Source organism: Xanthobacter sp. DMC12 (assembly GCF_056314105.1).
This window is the reverse complement of the sequence record NZ_JBQUYZ010000005.1, coordinates 199,449-222,835: the sequence shown is the minus strand read 5'-3', so window position 1 is coordinate 222,835 and position 23,387 is coordinate 199,449. Positions and strand designations below refer to the sequence as shown.

Genomic DNA, 23,387 nt, shown 5'->3' with positions numbered 1-23,387 from the left:
GGGGGCGTTGGGGCTCAGGCGTCGACGCGCTTGATGCCGAGGCTCTTGAGGTAGGCCTGCGGATCGGCGGGATCGAAGACCTTGCCGTCGAAGAAGGTTTCCTTGCCGCGCGAGGACGTGGCGGGAATGTCGCTCGCGGCGACGCCCAGTTCCTTCGCCGCTTCGCGCCAGATCTCCTCGCGGTTCACCTTGGCGACGAGGGCGTTGATGTCCGTCGTGGGCTCGAACTTGCCCCAGCGGATGTCCTCGGTGATGAACCAGGCATCATGGCTGCGGAAGGGATAGGAGGCGTGGTCCATCCAGAACTTCATGTACTGGTCGGAATTCTTCACCACGCGGCCGTTGCCGTAATTGATGTCGCCGATGGCGCGGCCGTAGATGTCGGAGACCGGCACGTTGAACCACTGCCGCTTTCCGACGATCTCGGACATCTCCTTCTTGTTTTCCATCTTGTCGCACCATTGCTGGGCTTCCATGACGGCTTTCAGGATGGCGCGGGTGGCGTTGGGGTTCTTGTCCACATAGTCGGCACGCATGCCGAGCGCCTTCTCGGGGTGCTGCTTCCAGATCTCGCCCGTGGTGCAGGCGGTGAAGCCGATGCCCTGGTTGACCAGCTGCTCGTTCCACGGCTCGCCCACGCAGAAGGCGTCCATGTTGCCGACCTTCATGTTGGCGACCATCTGCGGCGGGGGCACCACGATGGTGGAGACGTCCTTGTCCGGGTCGATGCCGGCCGAGGCCAGCCAGTAGCGGATCCACAAATCGTGGGTGCCGCCCGGAAAGGTCATGGCGATCTTTACTTCCTTGCCCTCGGCCTTCTTCTTGGCGAAAGCCTCTTTCAGGGCGCTGGCGTCGGCCGTGACCTTGAGGTCCTTGTATTCGTTGGAGACCGAGATGGCCTGCGCGTCGAGGTTGAGGCGCGCGAGGATGTACATGGGGGTCGGCACGTTGTTCTGCGTCACCTTGCCCGTGGAGATGAGGTAGGGCATGGGCGTGAGGATGTGCGCGCCGTCGATGCCGTTCTTCTCGCCGCCGAGCACGAGGTTGTCGCGGGTGGCGCCCCAGGAGGCCTGCTTCACCACCTCCACGTCGGGCACGCCGTGCTTGGCGAAGAAGCCCTTCTCCTTGGCGATGACGAGGGGCGAGGCATCCATGAGCGCGATGTAGCCGAGCGTCGCCTTGGTGGTCTCCGGCGCCGCCGCGTAGGCCGCAGGCACGCCGCCGGGGAACGCCATGCGGATGCTCTCGAACAGCGCGGCGGTGCCGAGGGCCGCGGCCGTGCCCTTCAGCAGCGAGCGGCGCGAGACGCCGGGGGCGGACGCGGCCGGCGTGGTGTTCGATGCGGCGGCGGATTCGGCGGCGTCGGTGTCGGTCTTGGAAGCGTCGCTCATGTTCTTTTCCCCTGGAACGGCAAAGGCGGACGAGGAGACCCGAAACGAAAAAAGCCGCGGACATGCTCACGACCTTCCGGTCATGGCTGTCAGCGGCTCTGCTGCGGGTCCCATCGTTGGGACGAATATGGGGCGCGGTCATCATCGACTGCGCCGCAATGATAAAAGCAAGTGATGGGCCAACTGCGTCCGGATGCTTAGGTCTTTGATTCTGAGATTGAATTTCGACTGATGAAAAATTGGGCGCGCCCAATGTCTGCACGTCCGTTGTTCATCTGGTGATGCAGATGCCTGCGAAGTGTGCGCTGCGGCACGGCTTGGCCATTGGGCTCGCGGGCGTCCCCGCGCCCGTGACGCGCGCGTTCGGCGAGTGCCGCGGCACTTGTTCCTCGCCGCCCCCTCGGGCATCGTGCGCGCCTCGATCGACCCCCGATCTTGCGACCCCCGATCCCAACCCCTGATCGCCGCTGCCGCCGGACCTTTGAAGGACGCGCCATGTCCCCCTCTCCCCGCCCCCTCAAGCCCGGCGACCATGTGTTCCTGGTGGATGGCTCGTCCTTCGTGTTCCGCGCCTATTTCCAGTCCATCAATCAGGACCGGAAGTACAATTTCCGCTCGGACCGGCTGCCCACGGGCGCGGTGCGCCTCTTCTGCACCAAGCTGTTCCAGTTCGTGCGCGACGGGGCCGTGGGCATCCGCCCTACCCATCTCGCCATCGTGTTCGACAAGTCGGAGGATTCGTTCCGCAAGGAGCTTTATCCCGACTACAAGGCCAACCGCTCCGAGCCGCCAGACGAGCTGATTCCCCAATTCCCGCTCATGCGCGAGGCGGTGCGCGCCTTCGGCCTCATCCCGGTGGAGCAGGCGCGCTACGAGGCGGACGACATCATCGCCACCTATGCCGAGCAGGCGGTGAAGGCGGGCGCGGACGTGCTCATCGTCTCCGCCGACAAGGATTTGATGCAGCTCATCGGCCCCAAGGTCGCCATGTATGACCCCGCCTCGGGCGAGAGCGGCGGGCGCGGGGCGCGCCCCGAGCGGCGCATCGGCCTCGGCGAGGTTCAGGAATATTTCGGCGTGCCGCCGGAGAAGGTCACGGACGTGCAGGCGCTGGCCGGTGATTCCACCGACAACGTGCCCGGCGTGCCCGGCATCGGCATCAAGACCGCCGCCCAGCTCATCGCCGAATATGGCGATCTCGAAACGCTGCTCGCCCGCGCCGGCGAGATCAAGCAGCCCAAGCGCCGCGAGTCCCTCCTGAACAATCAGGAGGCCGCGCGCATCTCCAAGCAGCTCGTCACGCTGGTGCGCGACGTGGCGGTGGAAGTGCCGCTGGAGGACTTGGTCCTCGAAGACCCGGACGCGAAGCGCCTCATCTCCTTCCTCAAGGCCATGGAATTCACCACCATCACCCGCCGCGTGGCCGAGGCCTATGGCGTGGAAGCCGGCGAGGTGGAGCCGGACCCGAAGCTGGCGCCCAGCGGCGGCGATCTCTTCGCCCCCGCCGCATCGCCCGCCGCCGAAGGCGAGAAGCCGGCCGCCACCCAGCCGGGCGCTGTCCCGGCCGCCCCCAGCGGCACGCCCACCCCCTCCGATCTCGCCCACCAGCGCGCGCAGGCCGCGCGGGCGACGCCCGTAGACCGCAAGGCCTATCGCACCATCCTCGATCTTTCCGAGCTGAAGGCGTGGTGCGCGAAGGCCATGGACCTCGGCGTCGTCGCCTTCGACACCGAAACCAATTCGCTGGACCCCATGCAGGCGGACCTCGTGGGTGTCTCGCTGGCGCTCTCGCCCAACGAGGCCTGCTACATCCCCCTCCTGCATCAGGGCGCGGGCGACGGCCTGTTCTCCGAGGGCCTGCTGCCGGGGCAGATCTCGCTCGCCGATGCGGTCGCGGCGCTCAAGCCGGTTCTTGAGGACAAGGGCACGCTCAAGGTCGGGCACAATGTGAAGTATGACGAGCTGGTGCTGGCCCGCCACGGCATCCAGGTGGCGCCCATCGACTGCACCATGTGCATGTCCTACGCGCTCGACGCCGGCCGGAACGGCCATGGCATGGACGAGCTCTCCGTCCTCCATCTCGGGCACCAGCCCATCGCCTATTCGGAGGTGACGGGGAAGGGCAAGGCGCAGATCACCTTCGACAAGGTGGCGCTGGAGCCCGCCACCGCCTACGCCGCCGAGGACGCGGACGTGACGCTCCGCCTCTGGCAGGTGCTCAAGCCCCGCCTCGCCGCCGAGGGCCGCACCACCGTCTACGAGACGCTGGAGCGCCCGCTCATTCCCGTGCTGGCGCGCATGGAATCCCGCGGCATCGCCATCGACAAGGCCATGCTGGCCCGCCTCTCCTCCGAATTCGCGCAGGGCGCCGCGCGGGTGGAGGACGAGATCGCGGAACTGGCCGGCGAGCGGCTGAACGTGGGCAGCCCCAAGCAGATGGGCGACATCCTCTTCGGCCGCATGGGCCTGCCCGGCGGCACCAAGACCGCCACCGGCATGTGGTCCACCAAGGCCACCGCGCTGGAGGAGCTGGCCGAGCAGGGCCACAAGCTGCCGCAAAAGATCCTGGAATGGCGCCAGCTCTCGAAGCTCCGCTCGACCTATACGGACGCGCTGCCGAACTTCGTGCACCCTGAGACGAAGCGCGTCCACACCTCCTATGCGCTGGCGGCCACCACCACCGGGCGGCTCTCCTCCTCCGATCCCAACCTGCAGAACATCCCCGTGCGCACCGAGGAAGGCCGGCGCATCCGCCGCGCCTTCGTGGCGGAGGAGGGCAACCTCCTCGTCTCGGCCGACTATTCGCAGATCGAGTTGCGGCTCTTGGCCGAGATCGCCGAGATCCCGGCGCTGCGGCAGGCATTCACGGAGGGGCTGGACATCCACGCGATGACGGCCTCCGAAATGTTCGGCGTGCCCGTGAAGGACATGCCGGGAGAAATCCGGCGGCGGGCGAAGGCGATCAATTTCGGCATCATCTACGGCATCTCCGCCTTCGGCCTCGCCAACCAGCTCTCCATTCCGCGCGAGGAGGCGGGGCAGTACATCAAGCGCTATTTCGAGCGCTTCCCCGGCATCCGCGACTATATGGAGGAGACCAAGACCTTCTGCCGCGAGCACGGCTATGTGGAGACGCTGTTCGGCCGGCGCTGCCACTATCCCGACATCGCGGCGAAGAACCCCTCCATCCGCGCCTTCAACGAGCGCGCCGCCATCAACGCCCGCCTCCAGGGCACGGCGGCAGACATTATCCGCCGCGCCATGATCCGCATGGAGCCGGCGCTGGTCGAAGCGGGGCTCTCCGCCCGCATGCTGTTGCAGGTGCACGACGAACTGGTGTTCGAGGTGCCCGAGGCCGAGGCGGACGCCACCATCCCCGTGGTGCGCCACGCCATGGAGACGGCGGCCGCCCCCGCCGTGCAGCTTGCCGTGCCGCTGAAGGTGGACGCACGGGCGGCGAAGAATTGGGAAGAGGCGCACTGAAGGGCGGAAAGCGATATCGCGTCCCGGCCGACTGCAACGCAGCGTAGCGGAGTGGAAGGAGAGCCGGGACCCAGCGCAACAACTCCGCGCAGCGGGCCATGCCTGCGAGCCCAGGATATGGCAGCGCCTTCGGCGGTCTTTTTGCGCTGGGCCCCGGCTCGCATTGCGCTGGCGCTCCATGCGTCCGGGGCGCGAGGGCTGTGTCAGATGGTTGACGCCTGTGCCCCCGAAGCTGCTAAACACCCGCCATTCCCCAACACGAGGACACATCATGAGCATCGAACGGCTCGACAAGGGCGCCCGCATGAGCGAGGCGGTGATCCACGGCAACACCGTCTATCTCGCCGGCCAGGTGGCCGAAGGGCCGGACGTGGAGAGCCAGACCAAGGCCGTGCTCGCCTCCATCGACAGCCTGCTGGCCCGCACCGGCACCGACAAGTCGCGCATCCTCACCGCCACCATCTGGCTGTCGGACATCAAGAATTTCGCCGGCATGAACAGCGTGTGGGACACCTGGGTGGACAAGGCCAATCCCCCCGCCCGCGCCACCAGCGAAGGCAAGCTCGCCGCGCCGCAGTTCCTGGTCGAGATCATCGTCGTCGCCGCCCGCGGCTGAGGATGTTTTCCCTCCCCCCTTGCGGGAGAGGGTGGATCGCGGCGCAGCCGCGAGACGGGTGAGGGGGTGGCGCCGCGATCACCATTCCCGGCGGCGTTTACCCCTCACCCCCGGCCCCTCTCCCGCAAGGGGAGAGGGGTGGCGCCCGGTGGACTTGAAGCTTACTTTCTTCGCCTGACGATACTCCGGAGCTTTTCCCATGGCCGCCCCCGGCGCCGAGCCCAACGCCCCCCGTGCCCCGCGTGAGACGCGGCAGGCGCGCATGGAGGCGCTTGCGCGCCTGCCGGTGTTCTTCGGGCTCGAAGGCCGGCGCGTGCTGGTGGCGGGCGGTGGCGAGCCGGCGGCCTGGAAGGTGGAGCTTCTCTCCGCCGCCGGGGCGCGGGTGGAGGTGATCGCGCCTTCCGTCTGCGAGGACATCTGGCGCCTTGCCGGCGCACCCGATCACGGCGCCATCGCCGTTCATGTGCGCGATTGGCACGCCGACGACATCGCGGGCGCGGCCCTCGCCATCGGCGATTTCGAGGATGCGGACGCCGCTGCGCGCTTTTCCGCCGCTGCCCGCGCGGCCGGCGTGCCGGTGAACGTCATCGACCGGCCGGCCTTGTGCGACTTCACCTTCGGCGCCATCGTGAACCGCTCGCCCCTCGTGGTGGGCATCTCCACGGACGGCGCCGCGCCCGTGTTCGGCCAGGCGGTGCGGGCCAAGATCGAGGCGCTCTTGCCCTCCGGCTTCCGCGCCTGGGCGCAGGCGGCGAAGGCCTGGCGCGCGTCCGTCACGGAACGCGGCCTCTCCTTCCACGCCCGCCGCGCCTTCTGGGAGCGGTTCGCGGCGAAAGCCCTCGCCGAGCCCCATCGTGCGCCGGAGGAAGCCGACCGCGCCGCTCTGTTCGCCGCGCTCGAGACGCAGGGTTCGACCCCGCACGGTGGATCGGTGGTGCTGGTGGGCGCCGGGCCGGGCGATCCCGAGCTTCTGACGCTGAAAGCGGTGCGCGCGCTGCAATCGGCGGACGTGGTGCTCTATGACGATCTCGTCTCCGGCGCGATCCTCGATTTCGCCCGGCGCGAGGCGAAGAAGATGCTGGTGGGCAAGACCGGCTACGGCCCCTCCTGCAAGCAGGACGACATCAACGCGCTGATGGTGGACCTCGCCCGCGAGGGTCGCCGCGTGGTGCGCCTGAAGGGCGGCGAGCCCATGATCTTCGGTCGTGCCGGCGAGGAAATCGCCCATTGCCGCGCGGCCGGCGTGCCGGTGGAGGTGGTGCCGGGCATCTCCTCCCCGCAGGGCGCGGCGAGCCGGCTCGTCACCTCCCTTACCCATCGCGACCATGCGCGGCGGCTGCAGTTCGTCACCGCCCATGCGCGCGACGGCAAGCTGCCCGCCGATCTCGATTTCAAGGCGCTCTCCGACAAGGCGGCCACCACTGTCGTCTACATGCCGCGCCGGACCCTGCCGGACCTCGTGCGCCATCTCCTCGCCGCCGGCATCGAGCCGGCGACGCCGGCCGTCGCCATCTTCTCGGTCACGCGGCCGGAGGAAAAGGTGGTGCTCGCCACCGTCGCCAGCCTCGTGGAGGCGGTGACGCGCGCGGTGGATGCGGGGGCGGACGGTCCCTGCCTCGTGCTCTACGGCCATGCGCTCTCGGAAGTCGCCACGCAGGACCTGCCGCAGGCGGCCGAGGCGGCGCGGGGCTGACCCACCGGGTCCGCCACCTTACCTCAGCTCGAGGATCACGCTGAAATCCCCGTCGCCACCCGCGAAGCGCAGCGCGCCGCCGTGGGCGCGGGCGACTTCCCCGGCGATGGCGAGGCCGAGGCCGGAGCCGGACGAGGCCGCGCCCTTCTGGAACGGCAGGGCGACGCGCGCCTGATCCGAGGCGGCGATGCCGGGGCCGTCGTCCCACACCCGCAGCGCGATGCCATCGGCCGTGCGTTCCACGGACACCGACAGCCGCTTGCGGGCGCCGTGCATCAGGCCGTTGTGGATCAGGTTGGCCAGCGCTTCGCCGACGCTGATGGCGTCCACGTCGAGCCGCGGCGCCCCGTCCAGCGGCACGAAGCTGATGGAGATCTCCCGGTCGAGGGTGAGCGGGACGGCCCGCGCCAGCACCGCCTTCGCCAGCGCGTTGAGATCGGTGGGCGCAAGGCTCGGCGACCGGGCGCGGTGGAGCACCATGGCGTGGTCCAGCAACTGGCTGGTGAGCCGGCCGAGTTCGGCGATGCGCGACCTCAGCCCCTCCAGCTGCGCGGCCTGTGCGGGATCGTCCGTCTCCAGCAGCTCCACCTGCGCATCGATGGCGGCGAGCGGCGTGCGGATCTGGTGGGCGGCATCGGCGATGAAGCGCTGCATGAGGGAGACGCGCTCCCGAAGCCGCAGCATGAAGCCGTCGATGGCCTCAACCAGCGCCCGCGCCTCGGGCGGCGGCGTGAGGGCGATGGGGCTCAGGTCGTCCGGCTGGCGGCCGGCGATCTCCCGCTCGATGCGGGTCAGCGGCGAGAAGACGAGGCGCAGGCTGAGCGCCGCCGTGGCGAGGGCGAGAAGGCTCATGGCCGCGATCATGGCGAGGGCCTTGAAGGCGAGGTCGGACGTGAGGGCGGCGCGCGCGCCGAGCGTCTGAGCGACGATGATGCGGGTCCAGCCGTCGCCGGGCGCGCCCTCCACCTTGCGCACGAGCCCGGCGATGCGCACCGGCTGCCCCTGATACTGGCCATCCTCCAGCACCACGCCCTTTCGCAGGCGCTCCGGCGAGGCGGAAAGGGCGAGGTCGCCATAGCCCGCCACCACGATGCCGCGCGGGTCGGTGACGCTGTAGAACACGAGATCATAGGCCGAGAGCGTGGCGATGGCGGCGACCGGCGGATCGAGCGTCACCACGCCGCCCTGGAGATAGATGTTCTCCGCGATCTGCACCGCCCCGCCCACCAGCAGCTTGTCATAGGCATCGCGGGCGGCCAGCGCTGCATATTGCCAGGCGGCGAGGCTCAGCGCGGCGGCGCCGAGCAGCAGGATCGCCGCCAGTGCGGCCAGCATGCGGGCGCGGAGGGAGGCCCTAAGGTCACGAAGCGACAAGCTGGTAGCCCAGGCCGCGCTCGGTGCGGATTTCCACGGAGGTGGCGGCGAGTTTGCGGCGCAGCCGGGTGATGAACTGCTCCACCGCATTGGTGCTTGGATCGCGGTCGAAGCCGAACAATTGCTCCAGCAATTCCTCCTTGCCGACGAAGGCGCCGGGGCGCGAGGCAAGGATTTCCAGCACGGTCAGCTCGCGCCGGGTGAGGTCGAGCGGCGCGCCTGAGATCATGGCCGTGCGCCCGGCGCGGTCGATCACCAGCGGCCCCGCCTTGATGGTGTTGTCCGCCATGCCCGCTGCCCGGCGCAGCAGGGCCCGCGCCCGCGCCTCCAGCTCGCGATAGTCGAACGGCTTCACCAGATAGTCGTCGGCGCCGAGGTCGAGGGCGCTGATGCGGTCGTCCACCGCCGAGCGGGCGGTGAGGACCAGCACGGGCGTGCGCAGGCCGCGGCGGCGCAGGTGCTTGAGCACGGTGAAGCCGTCCATGTTGGGGAGCATCACGTCGAGCACCACGAGGTCGTAGGCCTGCACCTCGATCAGCTCGCTCGCGGTGCGCCCGTCCGTCTCCCAGTCCACGGCATAGCCGATGCGCTCGAAGCGCTTCTGCACCGCGAGGCCGATTTCCGGCGTGTCCTCCACCAGCAGAATGCGCACCGCATCCTCCCGCGATCATGGCAGCCCCGCGTCAGGTTCGGGTCAGGATCGCCGGCTATGATCCTAAGCAAGGCCGCCAAAGTGCGCCAAGAACAATTTGCGCCCGAGGGCGCGGGGAGGGACGATGACTTTGCATCCAGACCAGACTGGATTCGCGCCGCTGCTCAGCGTCGAGGGCGTAACGCTTCAATACAAGACTCCGGACAGTCTCGTCACGGCAACCTACCGCGTGGACTTCAAGGTCTACGATTCCGACCGCTTCGTTCTTCTCGGTCCCTCGGGTTGCGGCAAGTCCACGCTGCTGAAGGCCATCGGCGGATACATCACGCCCACCGAGGGCACCATCCGCCTCAAGGACCATGCGGTGAAGGAGCCCGGCCCGGACCGCATGATGGTGTTTCAGGAGTTCGACCAGCTCCTGCCGTGGAAGACCGTGGGCGAGAACGTGATCTTCGCGCTCACCTCCTCCGGCCGCCTCGGCGCCGCAGAGGCGCGGGAGCGGGCGCGCTCCTACATCGACAAGGTGGGCCTCACCAAGTTCATCGACAGCTATCCCCACATGCTGTCCGGCGGCATGAAGCAGCGCGTCGCCATCGCCCGCGGCATGGCCATGGAGCCGGACGTGCTGCTGATGGACGAGCCGTTCGCCGCGCTGGATGCCCTCACCCGCCGCAAGATGCAGGACGAGCTGCTGCAATTGTGGGACGACACGCGCTTCACCGTCCTGTTCGTCACCCACTCCATCGAGGAGGCGATCAAGATCGGCACGCGCATCCTGCTGCTCTCGCCCCATCCGGGTCGCGTGCGGGCGGAGCTGAACAGCGTTCCGGCCGAACAGATGGGCACCTCGGCGCAGGTCGAGCTGGAAGCCCGCATCAACGACATGCTCTTCGGACACTGAGGACACGCCCGTGAACCAGACCCTCGCCTTGCGTCCGGAGATCGTCAATCCGGAAACGCCCCTCGGCAACGTCACCGTCGAGGCCACCCTTTCGCCCTTCGAGCGCATCTACCGCATCGGCGCGGTGCGCAAGGCCGTCATCCTCGTGGCGCTGGCGGCGCTGTGGCAGGCCTATGGCCTGTGGCTCGCCAATCCGCTGCTGTTTCCCACCTTCACCGACACGCTCTCGGCCTTCTTCGAGAACATCGCCAACGGGGTGATCCCGGCGCGCACCCTCTCCTCGCTGGAAACGCTGCTCATCGGCTATGCCATCGGCATCGTGCTCGCCGCCGTGCTCACCACCATCGCCATCGGCTCGCGGCTCGGGGCGGACCTTTTGGAGGCGCTCACCTCCATGTTCAATCCGCTGCCGGCCATCGCCCTGCTGCCGCTGGCGCTCATCTGGTTCGGGCTCGGCAAGGGCAGCGTCATCTTCGTGCTGGTGCATTCGGTGCTGTGGGCCATCGCGCTCAACACCCATTCCGGCTTCCGCGCGGTCTCCAAGACGCTGCGGATGGTGGGCATGAATTACGGTCTGCGCGGGCTGAAGCTGGTGCGGCTCATCCTCATCCCCGCCGCCTTCCCGGCCATCCTCACCGGCCTCAAGGTGGGCTGGGCCTTCGCCTGGCGCACGCTCATCGCCGCCGAGCTGGTGTTCGGCGTCTCCTCCGGTTCCGGCGGCCTCGGCTGGTTCATCTTCGAGAACCGCAACCAGCTGGAGACGGCCAACGTCTTCGCCGGCCTGTTCACCGTCATCCTCATCGGCCTCGCCGTGGAAAACCTGATCTTCGCCACCATCGAGCGCAAGACCGTGCATCGCTGGGGCATGCAGCACTGATCCGGGTTCGCCAGACCCGTCATTCAACGAAAACACAAAGGGAGAGAAACATGGGCTGGATGAAGAGCCTCACGATTGCCGCCGCCGCGGTGGCGACCACCCTCGCCGCTGGCGCCGCGCAGGCGGACGTGAAGGAGGTCCGCATCTCGAAGGGGTACGGCATCCTCTATCTGCCGCTCATCGTGATGGAGGACCAGAAGCTGCTGGAGAAGCAGGCGGAGAAGGCCGGCCTTGGCCCGCTCAAGGTCAACTGGCTGATGCTGGACGGCGGCAACGTCATCAACGACGCCATGATGGCCGGTTCCCTCGACATCGCCGGCACCGGCGCGCCCGGCTTCATCACGCTGTGGTCCAAGGCCAAGGGCATCCCGAACGTGGAAGTGGTGGGCGTCAGCGGCCTGTCCTCCACCGCTTTGTGGATGAACACCAACAACCCGGCGGTGAATTCGCTGAAGGACTTCAAGTCCTCCGACAAGATCGCTTTGCCCGGCATCAAGACCTCGCTTTCGGCCGTCATCCTGCAGATGATGGCGGCGCAGGAATTCGGCCGCGAGAACTACGCGAAGCTCGATCCCATGACGGTGGGCCTGCCCCATCCCGAGGCGCTCGCCGCCCTCACCGCGGGCCGGACCGAGATCACCGCGCACTTCACCTCGCCGCCCTTCTCCTATCTGGAGGTGAAGAACCCCAACGTGCGCCGGGTGGCGAACTCGGTGGACATCCTCGGGCGCCTGACCATGGACGTGACGTTTGCGCCCAAGCGCTTCGTCGATGCCAACCCGAAGGTGGTGCAGGCCTTCCTCGACGCGCTCGACGAGGCGGACGCGTTCATCGCCAAGGACAAGGCGGCCGCCGCCGAGATCTATGTGCGGACCTCCAAGGTGAAGACCACCAAGGAAGAGGTCATGGAGATGCTGGAGGACAAGGACACCTGGTTCTCCACCACGCCCGAGGGCATCATGAAGATCGCCGATTTCATGCACCTCGCGGGCTCCATCAAGGTGAAGCCGGCGAACTGGGGCGACCTCTTCGTGCCGCAGTTGCGCACCCGCAACGGCAGCTGAGGCGCCGTCCTCCCGAATGCCGACGCCGGCGCTGATCGCTCAGCGCCGGCGTCTTTCGTTGCGGCGGGTCGTCAGGCCTGCTGCTCGTTCCGGAGCACGGGGACGGCCAGCGCCTCGGCGGGCTCGGGCATAGCGACGGGCGGGCTCGGCTCGCCGGCCAGAGCGGCGGTGAAGCGGGCGTGGTCCAGCTCGCCTTCCCAGCGCGCCACCACCACCGCGGCGACGCCATTGCCGATCATGTTGATGACCGCCCGCGCCTCGCTCATGAAGCGGTCGATGCCGAGGATCAGCGCCATGCCGGCCACCGGGATGGTCGGCACCACCGAGAGCGTGCCCACGAGGGCGATGAAGGACGCGCCCGTCACCCCCGATGCGCCCTTGGAGGTGAGCATCGCCACCGCGAAGATGGCCATCTGCTGGGTGAAGGAGAGGTCGGTGTTGGTGGCCTGCGCCACGAACAGGGCGGCGAGCGTCATGTAGATGGACGTGCCGTCCGTGTTGAACACGTAGCCGGTGGGCACCACGAGGCCGACCACGGGCTTGGGCACGCCGGCGCGCTCCAGCTTCTCCATCAGGCTCGGCAGCGCCGAATCCGAGGAGGAGGTGCCGAGCACGATGAGGATCTCCTCCTTGATGTAGGCGAGGAACTTCAGCACGCTGAAGCCCGCCCACCAGCACACCGCGCCGAGCACGCCCACGATGAAGATGGCGCCGGTGAGGTAGAAGGTGCCGATCAGCATCATCAGCGGGCCGAGCGAGGCGACGCCGTATTTGCCGATGGTGAAGGCCATGGCGCCGAACGCGCCGATGGGGGCGAGGCGCATGATGACGTTCAGCGCCCCGAACACCAGGTGCGCGCCGGCCTCGATGGTGTCGCGCACCGGCTTGCCGCGATCGCCGAGATGCGAGAGCACGTAGCCGAACAGCACCGAGATGAGCACCACCGGCAGGATGTCGCCGCGGGCGAAGGCATCCACCACGGTGTTGGGCACGATGTTGATGAGGAAGTCCGAGATGGACTGGTCCGCCGCCTTGCCGGCGTAGGCCTTCACCGCCGCGCTGTCGAGGGTGGCGGGATTGGCGTTGAAGCCGGCGCCGGGGCGCACCACGTTGGCGACGATGACGCCGATGGCGAGGGCGATGGTGGACATCACCTCGAAGTAAAGCAGCGCCTTGCCGCCCACGCGGCCCACCTTCTTCAGGTCGCTCATGCCGGCGATGCCGGTGACCACCGTGCAGAAGATGACGAGGGCGACGATCATCTTGATGAGCTTGATGAAGACATCGCCGAGCGGCTTCATGTCCACCGCCACCGCCGGCCACAGATAGCCGACGACGATGGCGAGGGCGATGCCGATGAGCACCTGGATGTAGAGCACCTGATACCAGGGTTTGCGTCGGCGGACGGCGTGGGCTGTGTGGGCCATGGGGGCTTCCTCCGGTGGGGCGTGCGGGGCTGCGCCGCCCTCGTGTTGGTCTTGCGTTGGGGCGGTTGGAGTTCAGGGCGCTCCGGCGGCGGCCGGGGCCAAAGACGCGGGGGCGGGGGCGAGCGGCATCACCAGCAGCACCACGGCGGGCGCGGTGCCGTCGTTGCGCAGCTGGCGGCCCTCGCCGGGGGCGATGCGGCAGGAATCGAGGGCGCCGAGGCGCACCTCCTCCAGCCCGTTGGAGAGGAGGAGTTCGCCCTCCAGCACCAGGTAGATTTTCTCGACGTTCGAGGCGTCGAGGGTGGTGCCGCCGCCCGGCGCGAGGGTGGAGAGGCCGAGCCACACGGTGTCCGCCGGCCCGGCCTCCCGCCCCTGCAGGCGCCGCATCTCCATCAGATGGTGGCCGGGGGCCTCATAGGCGGGCGCGGCGTCGATGCGCACGACGTGCATGGGTCAGGCCTCCGGCAACAGCAGGATGCGGTCCTGCGTGGAGCCCATCACCGCCGCATAGGCGGCGCGGGCCTCGGTGAGGGGGAAGAGCGCACGGTCGTGGATGGGGAAGGGCTTCAGCGCCCCCGCCGCGAAGCCCGGCGCCAGCGCCGCGAGGATGCGACCGGTCTCCACCGAATTCAGGGCGATGGTGTCGATGCCCACATAGGTGTGGCGGCCCTTGTAGAAGGCGAGGATATCGAAGGTGACGAAGCGTTCGATGGCGGCGATGAACACCGCGCGCCCGCCCACCGCCATCGCCTTCTGGCCGATGTCGTAGAAGGGGTCGCCCACCGTGTTGAACACGATGTCGGCGCCCTTGCCCTCGGTGAGGGCGCGCACGCGGGCGGGCACGTCCTCCACGCTGGCGTTGAGCACGAGGGGCGGCACGAGGGCATCGCCGATGAAGGGCTCGTCCCGCCGCACCACGCCGATCACGCGGGCGCCGCGCCAGGCGGCGATCTGCGCCACCGCCTGCCCGACCTTGCCGTTGAGGCCGAGCACCAGCACCGTCTCGCCCGGCTGCGGCAGGCCGGCGCGGCGAAGGCCCTCCCAGGCAGTTACGAAGGGCACGCCGATGCCCGCCGCCTCGCGCAGGGAGACGCCAGCGGGCACCTCCACCACGGCGTCGGCCTCGACGATCATGTGGCTCGCCTGCGCGCCATCCTGCCGGATGCCGAGATCGCCGGAGGAGCCGAACACGTTGCGTCCCAGCAGCGTCTCGGGACCGGCCACCACCGTGCCGGCATAGTCGCGGCCGGGGGTGCGGGGGAAGACGGCGTAGGGCATGAGCCCGGTCGCCGCCTTGGCGTCGGAGGGGTTCACCGCGGCGGCGGCGATCTTCACCACCGCTTCGTCGGGGCGGAGCGCGCGCAGGGGCGCCTCCTCCAGCACGAGGTCGATGGCGGCGTAGCTGTCGGCCTTCGCATTCAGCCTCAGGCCCCGGCGGACGATGGGGGCGATCTGCGGACGTTCGGCAAGGAGGGTCATGGCAGGCAAGGTCATGGGATGATCCGTCATTCGGCGGCGGCCGGAGCGCGCTCCGGGCGGGCGGGGGCGAGGCCGAGCAAAGCGCGGGCCTCGGAGGGGGTGGCGATGCTGCCGCCCAGGGCCTCCACGATGCCGCGCGCCTTGGTCACCAAAGCGGCGTTGGAGGGGGCGAGCACGCCGCGATCGAGATAGACGCTGTCCTCCAGCCCCACCCGTACATGGCCACCGGAGAGATAGGACATGGCCACCATGGGGAACGCCGCGCGGCCGATGCCGATGGCGGTGAAGGCGGTGCCCGCCGGTAGAAGGTTGCGGGCGTAGAGCACGGTTTCCGGCGAGGGCTGGAAGCCGTATCGCACGCCCATGACGAAGGAGGCGAGCACCGGACCCGTGAGCGTGCCGTCGGCCAGCAGATCGTGCAGCAGGGCGATGTCGCCGGAATCGAACAGCTCGATCTCCGGCTTCACACCGGCGTCCGCGATCACCTTGGCCATCCGTCGTACATTGGCCGGCGTGTTGATGACCACCGCGCTGCCCGAATACATGGTGTTGAGGTCGAGGGTGCAGATGTCCGGCCTCAGCGCCGCGATATGGGCGACGCGCTCTTCCGGCGGCAGCAAGGTGGTGCCCGGCGCGGCGACCTTCGGATTGTCGGGGGACGGCACGAAGCGCCCGCCCGGCCCGGTGGTGATGTTGAGGATCACCTCGGAATTCTGCGCGCGGATGAGGCGGATGGTCTCCTCATAGAGCGCCAGCTCCATGGAGGGCGCGCCGGTGGCGGGATCGCGCACATGGATGTGGACCACCGCTGCGCCGGCCTCGGCGGCCTCCAGCGCGGAGGTGGCGATCTGGGCCGGCGTGATCGGCAGATGGGGCGTCTGGTCCGGCCGCGTGAGGTTTCCGGTGATGGCGCAGGTGATGAACACCCGGGGCAGGGGCGCGCGCATGATGGCTGTCCTTAGAGCGCGCGGCCGCCATCGACCTGGATGGTGTGTCCGGTCGAAAAGCCGAGCAGGGTGGCGCAGGCGGTGATGGCGGCGGCGATGTCCTGCGCATTGCCGATGCGCTTGAGCGGGGTGGAGGCGCTGACCTTGTCGTTGAAGTCGGCGCCGCGTCCGGACACGAACTCGGTATCCACCACGCCGGGCGAGACGGCGAGCACCCGCACCTCCGGCGCCAGCGCCCGGCCGAGGGCCTTGGTCATCACGTCGATGCCGGCCTTCGCCGCGCAATAGGCGATGGAGGAGCCCACGGCGGTGAAGGCGGCGATGGAGGAGATGTTCACCACCAGCCCGTCACCGGAGGCCTTCAGCAGCGGCGCGAAGGTGCGGATGGTGGCGAACTGGCCGCGCCAATTCACCTGCAGCATCCGGTCGATCAGCTCGTCGGTGAGGGCATCGAGATCGGCGTGGGGCACCGGCTTGGTGAAGCCGGCGGCATTCACCAGAATGTCGAGCCGGCCATAGCGCGCCGCGATGGCAACCCGCAGGGCGACGAGGGAGGGGGTATCCACCACGTCGGCGACGAAGGCCGCATGGCCTTCGCCCAGCTCGGCGATGAGGGCGGCGGCAGCGGCCGTGTCCTTCTCGGCGGCGAGATGGCTGATGACCACCTTCGCGCCCGCCGCCTTCAGCATGCGGCTGGTCTCGGCGCCGATGGCGCCCGCACCGCCCACCACGAGGGCAACCTTGCCCTCCAGCGAGCGGGGATAGGTGGCGCTCCGGCCGACAGCGGCGGCGGGGGGAGCGGGGGAATGGTCGCGCGGCGACACTGCGTCGGTTCTCACCGGCGTCTCCTTCAAGGTTCGCGAAAAGGGGATGAGGTGCCGCCGCCTCAGCGGATCGGCGGCACCGGCAGCTTGGCTTCGCCCGGCTCCATGACGAATTCGTAGTCGAGCCGGTACCACGGCGCGCCGGCATCGGCGGCGGGGGGCGCGCCGCGGCCTTCGGCGAAGTCGCCCACCAGCGCGCGGGTGACGCCGAACACCACGTCGCTGTCGAGATGGCCGTCGTCATCGACGAAGACCTGCGTGATGAGCGTCTTGTAGCCCGGCCGGTAGGCGAGGAAATGCAGGTGCGCCGGGCGGAAGGGGTGGCGCTTCTGCGCCCTGAGCACATCGCCCGACGGGCCGTGGGTGGGCACGGGATAGCCCGCCGGCTTCACCGAGCGGAACCAGAAGCGCCCTTCGTCATCCGTGCGGAATTTGCCGCGCAAATTCATGTCGGCCTGGTCGGGGTCCTGGTTCTCGTAGAGGCCCACGGGGGAGGCCTGCCACACGTCCACTTCCACGCCGGCGAGCGGACGGCCGTCCGGATCGGTGACGCGGCAATGGGCGAACAGGGCCGGGCCGGGCGTCGGCGAGCGCAGGATGGAGCCGCCGTTGTCCGTCTGCGGCGAGTGCATCCGCCAGAACGGGCCGAGCAAAGCCGCCGCCGTCTCGGTGGCGCCGTTCTGGCCGTTGTTCAGCAGGCACACCAGCGTCGAGAAGCCGATGATGTCGGAGAACAGCACCGCTTCGTTGTGGCAGTCGTTGGTGGCCTGTCCGATGCGGTTGAGAAAGTCGAGGCCGAGTTCGAACTCGGCCTCGGTGAGGCGCACCTCCCGGGCGAAATCGTGCATGTGGCGCACGAAGGAAGCCATGACCTGCCTGAGGCGCAGGTCGGGGGCCTTGGACATGGCGTCGAGCACGACGTCGGTGAGCGTGGACGCATCCTCGATGATGTGGGAGCGCGGCTTCAGCTGCGCCTCCAGCATGTCCAGTCCGGCAACCATTGGCGTTCCTCCGCGCGTTGGGCGTGCGCTTGTTGTGCGATCGATTGCACGATAATGCGCGAACGATTGCACAAGTCAAGCGGCGAATCGCGGCGGGCGGTGCGCGTCGTTGGATCGGGATCAGGCGGGGCGGGGGGAGCGGGGCTTGCGCGGCGCCTTGGCCTTCGCGTCCTCGGCCCCGGCGCGGGGCACGGTGGTGGAGGCGCGCGCGACGAGGCTGGCGGGAACCAAGGCGAGGGTGGGCGGCGTCTCCGGCTGCGCGATCTGGTCGAGCAGGATGGCGGCGGCGCGCGCGCCCATGGCCTCGTGCCCGATACGCACTGTGGTGAGCGGCGGGGCCACCATGTCCACCAGCGGCATGTCGTTGTGGCCGACGATGGAGATGTCTTCGGGAATCCTTAGTCCGCGCCGCCCGGCCTCCTGATAGGCGCCGAGCGCGATGAGGTCGTTGCTGGCGGCGATGGCGGTGATGTCCGGCCAGCGGTCCAGCAATTCGGCGGCGGCGATGCGCCCCGCCTCGCGATTGTAGGCCGAGGCGGTGGCGACCGCATCCGCGGGTAGGCCCGCCGCCGCCATGGCGCTCTCGAAGCCGCGCCGGCGCAGCACGCCGGTGGAGAGCCGCTCCGGCCCCGCCAGATGCCCGATGCGGCGATGGCCGAGCCCGGCGAGATGCGCGACCGCGACCGCGATGCCCCCGGTGTCGTCGCTGACCACCGTGGAGGCGCGCAGGCCATCCTCGCCGCGATTGACCAGCACGGTCGGCACGCCGGCCTTCAGGCAGAGCGAGACGGTGGCGTCGTCCCGCTTGGCGGTGGCGAGCACGAGCCCATCCACCCGCCGGGCAATGAGCTTTTCCACGATGTCCGCCTGCCCGGTCTCGTCCTCGCCGCTGTCGGCGACCATCATGGAATAGCCGCGCGCGGCGAGCGTCGCGCCGATGCCGCCGAGGATGGGCGCGAAGACGGGATTGGCGAGGTCCGGCACCACCACGCCAATGAGGCGGGAGCGGCCGGTGCGCAGGGAGGAGGCGATGGCATCCGGCCGATAGCCCTGCCGCCGCGCCTCCGCCTGCACCTTCTCCACCACATCCGCCGAGATGCGCCGGCTCTGCTCCGGATCGAGCGCCCGCGCGACGGTGGAGCGATGCACGCCCACGGCGTCCGCGACGGACTGGAGCGTCGCGCCCCGGGCGGCGGCAGGTGGCTTGCTGTCTTTCCTGGGCATGACCTTGATACGTGATCCGGCGATTCGCTCTGGCGGCTCACAGGATACAAGCTTCCCCGCCGCGCGCACGCGGCGCGCGCCGCCGCGGCAAGATCACGCGTCTACGCTTGCGGCCCCTCGGCAGGGGCCGGCCGCGACGATGGTCGCCGCCTTGGCGCTCGCCGCGACGGCATCGGCGGCGGCGCGGCTCTTCATGCCCCGGCAGAGGGTGAGGGCGCCGATCAGGAGCGAAAGCGCGGCCCAGGCGCGCGACCGGCGCTCGTCGAGGCTGTCGCCGTCGAGGCCGTCGGCGAAGCGATCCGCGATGGTCGCCATCTTCTTTTCGTACAGCGCGTGGACCGGGGCACCGAAACGCACCACTTCCGGCGAGAGGGTGGTCATCGCACAGCCGCAGGCGAGGTCGGCGCGATGGGGGCGGCCGAGATAGTAATCGGCGAAGGCCGCGACCCAGGTGGCACCGTGCGCCTCCTGGAATTTGGGCAGGTTGGCGATGACTTCGTCGAGGCCCAGTTCCAGTGCGATGACGAACGCCTGGTCCTTCGATCCGAGATGGGCATAGAAGGCGCCCGACGTGACGCCCGCGTCCCGGGCGATGGCATCCACGCCGACCCCCGCAAAGCCGCGGCTGCGGAAGCCCCGGCTGGCCGCCTCGACGATCCGCTGCCGGGTTGTCTGCTTGCGGTCCGCGCTGTCCATTCCATCCCCTCCCGCACGCCGCCTGTATACGTCATCTTGACGATATAACGATCGTTATGTACGCTTCAAATAACGATCGTTATATCACGATCGTGATTGAGGCGGACTGTCCGCCCCGGAGCTAGCCATGCCGATCACGCTGACGCTCACCGAAGGCGTCCTGCCGCAGACCAGGGTGAAGGAGGCGGTCGCCCTCATCACCGCGTCCTTCCTTCGCCACCACGGCCTTTCGGGCCACGGCCTCATGACGCCCAACGTCACGACCCATGTGAACATTCTGCCCCAGGGCGCAACCTTCGCCGGGGGTGAGGAAGTGGAGGGCGCCTGGGTGGAGACCAAGACGCCGTCCTTCGCGCTGGCGGACCGCGCCGTTCAGGCCGCCTTCTTCGGCGAGGCGACGCAGATCCTGCACGATCTGTCCGGCGGCCGGCTGCCGAAGGAGAGGGTGTGGTCCAACGGCGTCCACGCCGTCGATGGCACCTGGAACTTGGGCGGCAAGGCGATGACCAACGCCGAGATCGGCGCCGCGCTCTCCGGCGCCGGCTGAGGCGCCGGGCGCACCCGCTCAATCGTGCCGGAAGGCCCGCATCAGCTGGTCTTCCACCGGCTTCACCAGATAGGCGAGGGCGGTGCGGCTGCCGGTGCGGATGAAGGCCTCCACCGGCATGCCCGGCACCAAAACCTTGCCGAGCTTCGCCCGCTCGCCCGGCTTGAGGGCGATCCGCACCAGATAATAGGGCTGGCCGCCCTGGGGCACGTGGGAGAGATCAGGCGACACGCGCACCACCACGCCGTCCACCTGCGGGGTGGTGGCGCTGTCGAAGGCGGAGAAGCGCAGGGCCACGTCCTGCCCCGCCTTGAGGCGGTCGATCATCTGCGGCTCGACGCGCGCCTCCACCACGAAGGCGTCGTGCTCCGGCACGATCAGCATGATCTGCTCGCCGGCGGCGATCACGCCCCCCACCGTATGCGCCGTGCTCTCGTGAACGATGCCGGCGGCGGGGGCGCGCACGTCCAGCCGCTGGAGCTGGTCGAGGGCGGCGATGCGCCGCTCCACGAGATCGGCGATCTTCGCCTCGGTGTCCCGAAGGTCGGTCGCCACTTCGCGTCGCTGGTCCTGGCCGAGCTGGAGGATCTGCAGTTCCGTCTCCGCGATGCGGCCGCGGGCGCGGGCGACCTCGGCGGTGAACTGGCCCGCCTCGCCCGAAAGCCGCGCCGCCTCGCGCTCCAGGCCCGTCAGGCGCGAGAGCGCGACGAGATTGGCCTGATAGAGCGTGCGGACACCTTCCAGCTCCAGCCGGATGATGCGGCTCTGCTCCTGCTTGGAGGCGATCTGCGCCTCGAGGCCGTCGATTTCCTGCCGGGTCTGGGCGATGCGCTCGCGCAACTGGGAGGTCTGGCCCTCCATGGCGGCGCGGCGGGAGCGGAACAGGGCGGTCTCGCCGGCGAGGTCCGCGGCGATCTCGGCCGCCACCGCCGGATCGTCGGGATGGGCCAGCGCGGCCGGCGGATCGAGCGTGTCGCGGCCGTCGCGCTCGGCCTCGAGCCGCGCCTTGCGGGCGCGCAGCTGGCTGAGCTGGTTGTCCACCATGGCGAGGCTGGCGCGGGCGGTGGTCTCGTCCAGCCGCAGCAGGACGTCGCCCGCCTTCACCGCATCCCCGTCCGTGACGCGGATTTCGGCGACGATGCCGCCGGTGGGGTGCTGGACGCGCCGGACGCTGCTTTCGACGACCACCTGTCCGGGCGCGATGACGGCACCGGACAGCGGCACGGTGGTGGCCCAGACGCCGGCCGTGCCGAGCAGCAGGCCGAGGGTACACAGGCCGGCAAGGCCGGCCTTCCGGATGTCGCGGTGCGGGTCGATGCGCGTCATGGCCTCACCCCCGCTCGGCGACGATGCGCGGCTTGGGCGCGCCGTCGTCGCCACCGGGCGCGCGCGCCGTCAGCGCCTTCTTCAGCACCTCGTCGCGGGGGCCGAACGCCTGCATCCGGCCTTCGGCGAGGACGAGCACCAGATCCACGGTGGCGAGCGCCGCGGGCCGGTGGGCGATGACCACGCAGATGCCGCCGCGCGCCTTCACCCCGCGGATCGCCTCCGCCAGCGCCGCCTCGCCTTCCGTATCCAGGCTGGCATTGGGCTCGTCGAGCACCACGAGGAACGGGTCGCCATACAGCGCGCGGGCGAGGGCGAGGCGCTGGCGCTGCCCGCCGGAGAGGATGCTGCCGCTCTCCCCGATGCGGGTGGCGAAGCCCTGCGGCAGGCGCAGGATCATGTCATAGGCGCCAGCCGCGCGGGCGGCGGCGCGCACCGCCTCCTCGGTGGCGGCCGGATCGAAGCGGGAGATCGTCTCGGCCACGGTGCCGTCGAACAGCTCCACGTCCTGCGGCAGATAGCCGAGCATGGCGCCGCGCGCCTCCTCCGGCCACTGGTCGAGGGTGGCGCCATCCAGCCGCAGCTCGCCCCGTGCCGCCGGCCAAACGCCCACCATCACCCGCGCCAGCGACGACTTGCCGGAGGCGGACGGCCCCACCACGCCGAGCACCTGCCCGGCCTCCAGGGAAAAGCTCACCTGGGACAGGATGGCGGTGGTCGCGCCGGGCGCGGCCACGGTGATCTGGTCCAGCCTCAGGCGCTGGCGCGCGGTGTCGGGCGTGACGGCGAGCGCGGCCGGGTGCGGCGTGCCGAGGGCTGCCCGCAGCCGCTGCCAGGCCTGCCGCGCGGCGAGGAACGGGCGCCAGGAGGAAATGGCCAGCTCCACCGGCGCGAGCGCCCGGCTGGCAATGACGGAGGAGGCGATCATGACGCCGGAGGAGGCCTGCCCCTCGATGACCAGCCATGCGCCCGCTCCAAGCATCCCGGACTGGAGCATGAAGCGCAGCACCTTGGAGATGGCGCCGAGGCCGCCGGAGACATCCGCCGCCCGCTGCTGGGCCGTCACGGCGGCATCGCCGTGCCCGTCGAGGCGGGCGATGAGCCGGCTGGTCAGGCCGAGGGCGGCCACCACCTCGCCGTTGCGCCGCGCCTGTTCCAGCAAGGCGCCGCGGGCGGCGCCGGCGCGCCCCGCCTCGTCCACCCGGCGCCGCGTGCCGGCCTCGGTGAGGAGCGTGAGGCCCACCAGCAGCGAGGCGCCGGCCACGAGGATGACGCCCAGCACGGGGTGCAGCAGGAAGCACGCGCCCACGTAAAGCGGGATCCAGGGCAGGTCGAACAGGGCCATCGGTCCGACGCCGGAGAGGAAGGTGCGCACCGCATCGAGGTCGCGCGCCAGCCGCATGGTGCCCTCGCCGCCGCCGCGCGCGGCCTGGCGCAGGATGACCCGGGCCACCTCGCCCGACAGGGACTGGTCCAGCGCCACCCCGATGCGCCCGAGGATGCGCTGGCGCAGGGCATCGAACAGCCCCTGCACCGCATAGACGATGGCGACGGCAAGGGTCAGCGCCACCAGCGTCGGGATGCTGCGCGACGGCAGCACCCGGTCGTAGACCTGCAGCATGTAGAAGGAGCCGGCGAGCATCAGCACGTTGACCGCCGCCGAGAACAGCGCCACCGCGAGGAAGGCCCTGCGGCAGGAGGCGAGCGCGCGCGACGGCAGGTCCGCCTCGGCGGCGGAGGCCGTGGGCCGCGCGCTGTGCCGGCCGGATGCGCTGCTGGCGGGGCTGGTCGGTTGCAAGATGGCGCCCTGATCGCGCTCCGCCCCCTGACGGGCGGAGCCTGCCTCTTCCTTTAGGCCGCAAGCC

General features: G+C 69.6%; 20 protein-coding genes. 7 read left to right on the top strand and 13 right to left on the bottom strand.

The window, feature by feature from the left end; translation table 11 throughout:
- Window positions 1-14: 14 nt before the first annotated feature.
- On the bottom strand, window positions 15-1,391 hold the full coding sequence (locus ACT535_RS18875) for a CmpA/NrtA family ABC transporter substrate-binding protein (RefSeq protein WP_476365605.1): 1,377 nt from the start codon (window positions 1,389-1,391) through the stop codon (window positions 15-17).
- A 495-nt stretch (window positions 1,392-1,886) separates the two neighbouring features.
- Here ACT535_RS18875 and polA point away from each other — a divergent pair, with 495 nt between their 5' ends.
- From polA to cysG, 3 genes are all read left to right on the top strand, one after another.
- Complete coding sequence (gene polA, locus ACT535_RS18870) at window positions 1,887-4,874, top strand: DNA polymerase I (RefSeq protein ID WP_476365604.1); 2,988 nt, start codon at window positions 1,887-1,889, stop codon at window positions 4,872-4,874.
- A 271-nt stretch (window positions 4,875-5,145) separates the two neighbouring features.
- A complete protein-coding gene (locus tag ACT535_RS18865) occupies window positions 5,146-5,490 on the top strand; it encodes a RidA family protein (protein WP_476365603.1) in 345 nt (114 codons plus the stop codon).
- A 199-nt stretch (window positions 5,491-5,689) separates the two neighbouring features.
- Window positions 5,690-7,183: a siroheme synthase CysG gene (gene cysG / locus ACT535_RS18860; protein ID WP_476365602.1), complete on the top strand. Its 1,494-nt coding sequence runs from the start codon at window positions 5,690-5,692 to the stop codon at window positions 7,181-7,183.
- An 18-nt stretch (window positions 7,184-7,201) separates the two neighbouring features.
- On the opposite strand, the gene ACT535_RS18855 is transcribed toward cysG, so the two are convergent.
- The gene (locus ACT535_RS18855) at window positions 7,202-8,518 is read right to left on the bottom strand and encodes a sensor histidine kinase (RefSeq protein WP_476365755.1); all 1,317 of its coding nucleotides are present in this window, start codon (window positions 8,516-8,518) and stop codon (window positions 7,202-7,204) included.
- 25 nt (window positions 8,519-8,543) lie between these two features.
- Window positions 8,544-9,209, bottom strand: coding sequence for a response regulator transcription factor (locus tag ACT535_RS18850; RefSeq protein WP_168457495.1), 666 nt, complete (start codon window positions 9,207-9,209; stop codon window positions 8,544-8,546).
- 124 nt (window positions 9,210-9,333) lie between these two features.
- Between ACT535_RS18850 and ACT535_RS18845 the strand changes: the two genes are divergently transcribed.
- From ACT535_RS18845 to ACT535_RS18835, 3 genes are read left to right on the top strand one after another with little or no spacing between them, the layout of a single operon-like run.
- Window positions 9,334-10,110: an ABC transporter ATP-binding protein gene (locus ACT535_RS18845; RefSeq protein ID WP_168457496.1), complete on the top strand. Its 777-nt coding sequence runs from the start codon at window positions 9,334-9,336 to the stop codon at window positions 10,108-10,110.
- A 10-nt stretch (window positions 10,111-10,120) separates the two neighbouring features.
- Complete coding sequence (locus tag ACT535_RS18840; RefSeq protein ID WP_168457497.1) at window positions 10,121-10,987, top strand: ABC transporter permease; 867 nt, start codon at window positions 10,121-10,123, stop codon at window positions 10,985-10,987.
- A gap of 50 nt (window positions 10,988-11,037) precedes the next feature.
- The gene (locus ACT535_RS18835; RefSeq protein WP_476365601.1) at window positions 11,038-12,051 is read left to right on the top strand and encodes an ABC transporter substrate-binding protein; all 1,014 of its coding nucleotides are present in this window, start codon (window positions 11,038-11,040) and stop codon (window positions 12,049-12,051) included.
- A 71-nt stretch (window positions 12,052-12,122) separates the two neighbouring features.
- Here the strand turns inward: ACT535_RS18835 and ACT535_RS18830 are convergent, their stop codons facing one another.
- The 8 genes from ACT535_RS18830 to ACT535_RS18795 form a co-directional block, all read right to left on the bottom strand.
- Window positions 12,123-13,478: a dicarboxylate/amino acid:cation symporter gene (locus ACT535_RS18830; protein ID WP_476365600.1), complete on the bottom strand. Its 1,356-nt coding sequence runs from the start codon at window positions 13,476-13,478 to the stop codon at window positions 12,123-12,125.
- A 72-nt stretch (window positions 13,479-13,550) separates the two neighbouring features.
- Window positions 13,551-13,928, bottom strand: coding sequence for a cupin domain-containing protein (locus ACT535_RS18825; RefSeq protein ID WP_476365599.1), 378 nt, complete (start codon window positions 13,926-13,928; stop codon window positions 13,551-13,553).
- 3 nt (window positions 13,929-13,931) lie between these two features.
- Window positions 13,932-14,972 (bottom strand): quinone oxidoreductase family protein, encoded by a 1,041-nt coding sequence (locus tag ACT535_RS18820; RefSeq protein WP_476365598.1) that lies wholly within the window; start codon window positions 14,970-14,972, stop codon window positions 13,932-13,934.
- An 11-nt stretch (window positions 14,973-14,983) separates the two neighbouring features.
- Window positions 14,984-15,904 carry a beta-keto acid cleavage family enzyme gene (locus ACT535_RS18815; RefSeq protein ID WP_476365597.1) on the bottom strand — a complete coding sequence of 307 codons (921 nt, stop codon included), beginning with the start codon at window positions 15,902-15,904 and terminating at the stop codon, window positions 14,984-14,986.
- A gap of 11 nt (window positions 15,905-15,915) precedes the next feature.
- Complete coding sequence (locus tag ACT535_RS18810) at window positions 15,916-16,743, bottom strand: SDR family NAD(P)-dependent oxidoreductase (protein ID WP_476365596.1); 828 nt, start codon at window positions 16,741-16,743, stop codon at window positions 15,916-15,918.
- Window positions 16,744-16,790: 47 nt separating this feature from the next.
- Window positions 16,791-17,711: a dioxygenase family protein gene (locus ACT535_RS18805; RefSeq protein ID WP_476330116.1), complete on the bottom strand. Its 921-nt coding sequence runs from the start codon at window positions 17,709-17,711 to the stop codon at window positions 16,791-16,793.
- A 138-nt stretch (window positions 17,712-17,849) separates the two neighbouring features.
- On the bottom strand, window positions 17,850-18,953 hold the full coding sequence (locus ACT535_RS18800) for a LacI family DNA-binding transcriptional regulator (RefSeq protein WP_476365595.1): 1,104 nt from the start codon (window positions 18,951-18,953) through the stop codon (window positions 17,850-17,852).
- Between the two features lie 93 nt (window positions 18,954-19,046).
- The gene (locus ACT535_RS18795) at window positions 19,047-19,649 is read right to left on the bottom strand and encodes a TetR/AcrR family transcriptional regulator (RefSeq protein ID WP_476365594.1); all 603 of its coding nucleotides are present in this window, start codon (window positions 19,647-19,649) and stop codon (window positions 19,047-19,049) included.
- A 127-nt stretch (window positions 19,650-19,776) separates the two neighbouring features.
- On the opposite strand from ACT535_RS18795, the gene ACT535_RS18790 reads away from it, so the two are divergent.
- On the top strand, window positions 19,777-20,196 hold the full coding sequence (locus ACT535_RS18790) for a 4-oxalocrotonate tautomerase (protein WP_476365593.1): 420 nt from the start codon (window positions 19,777-19,779) through the stop codon (window positions 20,194-20,196).
- 18 nt (window positions 20,197-20,214) lie between these two features.
- Here ACT535_RS18790 and ACT535_RS18785 read toward each other — a convergent pair whose 3' ends face one another.
- Window positions 20,215-21,522, bottom strand: coding sequence for an HlyD family type I secretion periplasmic adaptor subunit (locus ACT535_RS18785; protein WP_476365592.1), 1,308 nt, complete (start codon window positions 21,520-21,522; stop codon window positions 20,215-20,217).
- A gap of 4 nt (window positions 21,523-21,526) precedes the next feature.
- Window positions 21,527-23,320, bottom strand: a complete 1,794-nt coding sequence (locus ACT535_RS18780; protein WP_476365591.1) for a type I secretion system permease/ATPase — start codon at window positions 23,318-23,320, stop codon at window positions 21,527-21,529.
- Window positions 23,321-23,387: the final 67 nt, after the last annotated feature.